Source organism: Dickeya dadantii NCPPB 898 (genome assembly GCF_000406145.1).
In the GTDB taxonomy this organism is placed as follows: Bacteria; Pseudomonadota; Gammaproteobacteria; order Enterobacterales; family Enterobacteriaceae; genus Dickeya; species Dickeya dadantii.
In genome coordinates, this window is record NZ_CM001976.1 from 3,180,890 (window position 1) to 3,187,212 (window position 6,323).

General features: G+C 57.5%; 5 protein-coding genes. 3 read left to right on the forward strand and 2 right to left on the reverse strand.

Features of this window, described 5'->3' with window-relative positions; all coding sequences use genetic code 11:
- Positions 1-15 precede the first annotated feature (15 nt).
- The gene (locus tag DDA898_RS14310; RefSeq protein ID WP_033111959.1) at positions 16-624 is read left to right on the forward strand and encodes a TetR/AcrR family transcriptional regulator; all 609 of its coding nucleotides are present in this window, start codon (positions 16-18) and stop codon (positions 622-624) included.
- Entirely contained in the window at positions 621-1,823 is a 1,203-nt protein-coding gene (locus DDA898_RS14315) for a multidrug effflux MFS transporter (protein ID WP_038911529.1), read from the forward strand. The genes DDA898_RS14310 and DDA898_RS14315 overlap by 4 nt, the downstream gene beginning before the upstream one ends.
- Before the next feature lie 119 nt (positions 1,824-1,942).
- On the opposite strand, the gene DDA898_RS14320 is transcribed toward DDA898_RS14315, so the two are convergent.
- Complete coding sequence (locus tag DDA898_RS14320; RefSeq protein WP_038911531.1) at positions 1,943-2,923, reverse strand: alpha/beta hydrolase; 981 nt, start codon at positions 2,921-2,923, stop codon at positions 1,943-1,945.
- A 665-nt stretch (positions 2,924-3,588) separates the two neighbouring features.
- Positions 3,589-4,542, reverse strand: a complete 954-nt coding sequence (gene fdhE, locus DDA898_RS14325) for a formate dehydrogenase accessory protein FdhE (protein ID WP_038911532.1) — start codon at positions 4,540-4,542, stop codon at positions 3,589-3,591.
- Between the two features lie 369 nt (positions 4,543-4,911).
- Between fdhE and DDA898_RS14330 the strand changes: the two genes are divergently transcribed.
- Positions 4,912-6,216 (forward strand): MFS transporter, encoded by a 1,305-nt coding sequence (locus DDA898_RS14330; protein WP_038912590.1) that lies wholly within the window; start codon positions 4,912-4,914, stop codon positions 6,214-6,216.
- Positions 6,217-6,323: the final 107 nt, after the last annotated feature.

The following is a 6,323-nucleotide window of genomic DNA, read 5'->3' on the forward strand; positions in this document are numbered from 1 at the left end:
CATTGGAGCAATGCTATGCCATCACCCCATCATGAAGACAAGGCGCAGGCCCGGCGTGATCAGATAGTCGCCGCCGCTCGCCGCTGCTTTCGCCAGTCCGGCTTTCACGGCGCCAGCATGGCGGAGATCGCCGCGCAAGCGCAGCTCAGCGTCGGGCAGATTTACCGCTATTTCGTCAACAAAGACGACATCATTGAGGAGATCGTGCGCCGTATCGTCGATATCCGGCTACAGCGCATGACGCTGGAAAATGGCGACCCCCGGCGTTTCGCGCCGCTGCTGGCCCGCCGCCAGTTGCCGATCGCTGGCGTCAGCGACAGCGATGATGACGACGACGACAACCAACTGATGCTGGAAGTGGCATCCGAAGCCACCCGTAACCCACGGGTGGCGAGCATCATGCAGGAGACCGAACAGAAAATGTTTACCCGAGCCAGTACGCTGATGAAACACCGCTTCCCGCACTTTTCTGATGAGGAAATCGCCGCACGCACCGAATTGCTGGCAGTCTTGTGCGAAGGCACGACATTCCGCTGTGTGATTCCGCAACGCGCCTCGGTCGCGGTGCTGGAACCGCTGTACCAATCCCTGTTTGACTCACTGTTTCCTGATAAGACACCATGACTGAAAAACTATCCCGCTCACGACTCGAATACGCCCTGATTCTGGGCTCGCTGGCCGCGCTTGGTCCGTTATGTATCGATCTCTATCTCCCCGCGCTGCCGCAGATGACCAGCGCGCTCTCCGCCTCGACGGCGGTCACTCAACTCAGCCTGACCGCCGGCCTGCTCGGGCTGGGAGCCGGTCAGTTGATCTTCGGCCCGCTGAGCGACAAGCTGGGCCGACGCCTGCCGTTGCTGCTGTCGCTGGCGATGCTGCTGCTGACGTCGGTCTGGTGCGCGCTGGCGCAGGATATCGGCCAGTTAGTCGTCGCCCGGTTGTTGCAAGGCATCGCCGGTGCGGGCGGCGCGGTGCTGTCCCGGGCCATCGCGCGAGATCTGTATGTCGGCCATGCCCTGACCCGCTTCTTCTCGCTGTTGATGCTGATCAACGGTCTGGCGCCGATCCTCTCGCCGGTACTGGGCGGTCTGTTGCTGAGCATCACCGACTGGCGCGGCATTTTTGCACTGCTGGCGGTGATTGCCGGCCTGCTGCTGACGATGAGTGTACTGCGGCTGAACGAGACGCTGCCTGCCGAGCGGCGCATCGCCGGCGGGGCCGGCTCGATGCTGTCGTCGCTGGGCAGTCTGCTGCGGGAACGGGAATTCATGGGGTTGTGTCTGGCGCAGGGATTGTGCGGCGCCGGGATGTTTGCTTACATCGGCGCCTCGCCATTCGTGCTGCAGGAAGTGTACGGGCTTAGCCCGCAGGCGTTCAGCCTGTGTTTCGCGGTCAACGGCATCGGGCTAATCGCCGCCGGACAACTGGCCTCCCACTTTAGCTTGCGTTTTGGCGAACAACGCGTGCTGCGCGCCGGGCTGACTACCGCGGTCATCTCGGCGCTGGTGCTGACGGTGGCCGGCTTTCTGCACGCGCCGCTCATCGGCATTCTGATCCCACTGTTTTTCGCCATCGCCATGATTGGGATTGTCGGCCCTTGTGCGTCATCGCTGGCGATGCAAAGTCAGGGCAGCAAGGCGGGCAGCGCGTCGGCGCTGATTGGTCTGAGTATGTTCGCACTTGGTGCGCTAAGCGTGCCGTTTACCGGACTGACAGGCAGCACCAGCGCACTGTCGATGGCGCTGGTGATTCTGGGGTGTTACCTGCTGGCCGCCCTTGCCTATCGCATGTTATCGCCGCAGCCGCTCGCCCGAAAAGCGTGAGCGGAAAAGAGGCAAGAGAAGAAGACGTGAAAGACATCAACCTTCACGGGTAGGCCCCATAAAGGTTGATGTTTCTTTACCGGAACCCGGGCCGCATAACCTGCAGCCCGGGTTGATTATTACAGCTGACCGTCGGTGTCGTTACCCCCCGTCGGAGCCGTTTGCGTGATAGGTTCACCCAGCGTTTGCTTGAACCAACTCACGATCTTATTGATGATCACCGGCTGGAACCAGTTAATATCGCCATGACCGGCACCCTCCAGCAGCAGGTACTCCGCTTTGTTGCCGCCAGCTACCAGCGCTTCATACAGCTGCTTGCTCTGCAACGGTGAAACGACGGTATCCGCGCTGCCGTGCATAATGAGATACGGCGGTTTTTTCCCGTCGATATGCCCCATCGGGCTGGCATTAAGCGCTTTGACCGGGTCGCTGGTAATGGTGGCGCCGGGGAAATCCCCAAATGCCGTGCCATTGACCAACAACGCTTCCGTTACCGCCGGCGAATCATGCACTACGAGCAGGTTTTCGGGAAGGCCTTCGCCAATGCTCAACAAATTGGAGATGCCGTACGCCGAAACCACCGCCTGAACATCCGACGATTTATCCAGAAAGCGTCCCTTATCAAAGCTACGCAGCCCATTCGTCGCACCGGTCATTTGCGCGACATAACCACCGGCGGAATCACCCAGGACACCAATTCGGTTCGGGTCAATGCCGTATTCCGCTGCGTGTTCGCGCAAGTAACGCACCGCCGCTTTGGCATCCTCAATCAGTGCCGGGTATTTCTCGGCCACCACACGATATTCCGCCGCCGCGACGACAAAACCGGCTTCCGCCAGCGCCATACGCACATCAATGTATTTGGCATACGCAGCGGAAGCGAAGCCACCACCGGGGAAATAGACAATCGCCGGTTTAAGTGCCGTCGTACGGGGGACAAGCAACGACATTTGCAACTGCTGTACTTTTTGTATACTTTTAATCTGGGAATAAACGATGTCATTAATCGCATCAATTTGTTGGCGTACTGGTTTAACACGAATAACCTGTGCGCCTTTAGTATATCCCATCAGATTATTAACACTGGTTGAATTAGCCATAATAAATGAGTCCTTAAATGATTTAGAGAAAATATTTTACAATCACCTGTCAGGCGATAATTCCTGGTGGTCATATTTCACTATTTTCCGAATAACAACCGGATTGCGCGTTGAATAACGCAATACATCAACTTTTTACGGCAAGGCAAATAACACGTTCTTTTATCACTGCGGAATAACAGCGAAAATAAAAAGACGTAAAATAAACCGAGTCATAACGCCGGCATGGCGGCAAGTTAAATATGACGACATGTTCAGATAATACCTTTTGAACAACGCCACTATACTTGCCATTCAGAATATAAAAAAATCAGGCCTGTTCGTTGGCAGGGGGAAGAACGCCAAATATCGAAAAGAAAACGCTTTATTCTAAAAAAGAAACATAAAAAAGAGATAACGGAAAAAACAACGTTATATCTCTTTATTTATTGTCTTATTCTTATAATTAATTAATTACAAATGTAATTAATTAATATACCCAAAATAATTCGAGTTGCAGAATAAAACGCGCTGCGTTTTGGACAACACAGCGCGTTAGTCCATGATGGCAAGATTCATTATGATTCTTGTAACGCGGCGAGGCAGGAACTGACACAAGTCAGCGATACAACGCCGGCGCTGGCTCCAGAGCACCAGCGCCGTGCCAACAGGCTGGGCTATCCCGCCTACTGGCTGCCGTCCGGGAACAGGAATGGGTTGATGCTGCTGCGGGAAAAGCCTTCATCTTCCATTTTCACATCCAGCACCAGCGAGGCCAAATCGTCAGCCACCGCTTCCACCCGGTGATCCTTTTCCTGATACAACAGTTTTAGGTAAGTACCGCAATCGTCGCAGCTTTCCGCCTTGATGGCGGCGTTCTCATCATCCAGCGACCAGTAGTGCAGTTTGCCCGCCTGCTCGCAGTTACTGCACTTGACGCGCACCATATGCCATTCGGTTTCGCACAGATTACAGTGCAGGTAGCGCAGGCCGCTGGTGGTGCCAATCTGCACCACGCCGGAAACCGGCATACTGCCGCACACCGGGCAGAACTGACGATGCTCGCCCTGCTCGGCGTGCGCCCGCCCCGGCAACCGGGTCGCCATCTGCGCCCAGTACAGTGATAACGCCGCCCAGACGAACGGAGCTTTGTCGTTGTTTTCCGGCGTGAATTGCTGAGCAATCAGCGCGTCCGCCAGCGCATCCCACTGCTGGGCCGGCATCTTTTCCAGATTTTCCAACGTGGTCAGTACCTGGCCGCTGGCGGTGGCTTTCAGTTCTTCAATCAACGCCTGCAGCAGCGCATGCCAGTGCGGATCGCGCGCAAACGTGGCGGCATCCAGCGGCGGGCGTGCGGCGCTGTTTTGCACGCTGCTGTTTTGCACGCTATCGTGCAACAGGCCGGCGAGGTCCTTATCCAGCGGGTGGTCATGCCGCACTTTTTCCTGCGCCTCCACCACCTCGGCGGCAAACAGCAGGTACTCCGCCAGCGGGTGATCCTGTGCCAGTTGACGCAGGCGCTCGGCTCGACCGCTGTACAGACTTTTCAGGTTAGCGAACAGCAAGGGAGGAATCGTGCCGATGGTTGAGGTTTTCTCACTGTCGGCCAGTTGCTCCTGCGGCACAATACGAATACTCATCAGGTGATGTTTCCTGTTTATCCATGTGGAAGAGGCCGTGCGAGTACAACGCCGGCCCCGTTCTGATGCCCTCATGTTAGCAGGTTATTCCCCACAATAAGGAGTGATTTTCCGAGCCGGGCCCAGGCGTGGCAAACATCAGCCAAACTGGATAGACACGACCGGCTATCGACCGCAATATTGGATGACGGTCTTTCGTCGACAGAACTGAGGCTATGCGCTTATTATTTGCGTCGCCGGCACGCGGCGGCGATCCGGCGTACCGGTTCGGGCGTGCGGCGAAAGGACGCCAGTCATGGATGCGCACAAACAAGGGACACCGCCTGATACGTATACCGATAACTCCGTCTAATGCTGGAAACGACATACATGACCGCAGTTTATTCTCAGACACCCACACCAGGCGCTATCGCGTCGGTTTACCGCAAAATCACCTGGCGGCTGATCCCGTTCCTGTGCCTGTGCTATCTCGCCGCTTACCTTGACCGCATCAATATCGGGCTGGCGAAACTGCAGATGGCGAATCAGCTGGCACTCAGCGACGCCGCCTTCGGCCTTGGCGCCGGGCTGTTCTTCGTCGGCTATATTCTGTTCGAGGTGCCGAGCAACCTGATTCTGCAACGCGTCGGCGCCCGCATCTGGATTGCGCGCATCATGATCAGTTGGGGGCTGCTGTCCGCCGCAACGATGTTTGTCTCCACCCCGGTTCAGTTCTACGTACTGCGTTTTCTGCTTGGCGCGGCGGAAGCCGGTTTTCTGCCCGGCGTGTTGTACTACCTGACGCGCTGGTTTCCCTCCTGGCGGCGCAGTCGCATCATTTCGCTGTTCATGATCGGCCTGCCGCTTTCCAGCGTGGTGGGCGGCCCGCTGTCGGGCTGGATCATGTCGCATTTCGATTCAGTCCACGGGCTGCACGGCTGGCAGTGGATGTTTCTGCTGGAGGGACTGCCGAGCGTACTGCTTGGCGTACTGACCCTCTGGCTGCTGCCGGACGGCGTTGATCAGGCGCGCTGGCTGAGTGAGACGGACAAAGCGCAGGTGCGCGCCGACCTGGCGATTGACGCCCGTGAAGCGCCATATCTGAAACACCGCTTTCGCGACGGTTTCCTCAACCTGAAAGTCTGGATGCTGGGCGGCATCGATTTCTCGATTCTGTTGTGCGCCTATGCCATGGGGTTCTGGCTGCCGACCTTCATTAAGAAGGCCGGCGTGGCCGATATCGGGCAGATTGGTTTGCTGACGGCGATCCCCAGCGTCGCGGCGCTGGCAGGAATGGTGATACTCGGCGCCAGCTCCGACCGGCTGCGCGAGCGGCGCTGGCACATCATCGTGCCGTTCTGGCTGGGCGCGGCGGCGATGGCGGCCAGTACCCTCTTCACCCAGAACATCGTGATGACGGTGCTGCTGTTCTCGGCGGCGCAGGCCACCATCATTGGCACCGTGCCGGTGTTCTTCAGCCTGCCCGCCACCTTCCTCACCGGCACCGCCGCCGCCACCGGCTTTGCGCTGGCCTGCTCGCTGGCGAATATCGCCGGTCTGGTCAGCAACTCAATCATGGGTTTCGCTATGGATCTCACCGGCAGCGGCAGCAGCGCGCTGTGGTTCTTCGCCTTCTGCCTGCTACTCAGCTCGCTGCTGGTGCTGGCGCTGCCGGCAAAACTAGTAAATCGGTGAGCTGGATTAGACCTGGCAACATCATGCCAAAGCGAGAGATTGGGTTACAGATGATGGGCTTACAGCGTCAAAACCGTGCTGAGGCAGGCGACTTCGCCGGGTGAGCC

Excerpts from the sequence above, each read along its gene's own strand:
- DDA898_RS14310 (WP_033111959.1), top strand. The coding sequence starts at position 16 with ATGCCATCACCCCATCATGAAGACAAGGCGCAGGCCCGGCGTGATCAG.
- DDA898_RS14315 (WP_038911529.1), top strand. The coding sequence starts at position 621 with ATGACTGAAAAACTATCCCGCTCACGACTCGAATACGCCCTGATTCTG.
- DDA898_RS14320 (WP_038911531.1), bottom strand. The coding sequence starts at position 2,923 with ATGGCTAATTCAACCAGTGTTAATAATCTGATGGGATATACTAAAGGC.
- fdhE (WP_038911532.1), bottom strand. The coding sequence starts at position 4,542 with ATGAGTATTCGTATTGTGCCGCAGGAGCAACTGGCCGACAGTGAGAAA.
- DDA898_RS14330 (WP_038912590.1), top strand. The coding sequence starts at position 4,912 with ATGACCGCAGTTTATTCTCAGACACCCACACCAGGCGCTATCGCGTCG.